General features: G+C 41.3%; 1 pseudogene. It reads right to left on the bottom strand.

What is annotated here, in order from left to right:
• Positions 1 to 168: 168 nt before the first annotated feature.
• A pseudogene (locus HC175_RS24545) lies at positions 169 to 305 on the bottom strand (ABC transporter permease); the annotation flags it as partial.

Below are 305 nucleotides of genomic sequence, written 5' to 3'. Positions count from 1 at the left end.
GGAAAATAAGTGTACTCTATTCTCGCCAAATCGGCGGACTGCGCATGAAGGTTTTCGGCCGACACAACCAGAAGGACGAAAAAGAGGAAATAGGGGATAATTCTCATTTTTTTCGGTTTTATTAAGTAAAGTAAAGGATACTCTTTGCCGAACCTTCTCAAAAATTTCTTAATATTTAAGCCATTTGTATAATTCCTTATAGGATGGCTTCTTCCCGTACATTAAAATTCCCACTCTGTAGATCTTCGCTGCCACCCACACGACTCCCGCAATAGTGAGGATCAAAAGTGCGATGGAGATCGCCA

This window comes from Salinimicrobium oceani (genome assembly GCF_012037645.1).
Note: the sequence above shows the minus strand (reverse complement) of the source record. Positions and strands in the feature narration are given on the sequence as shown.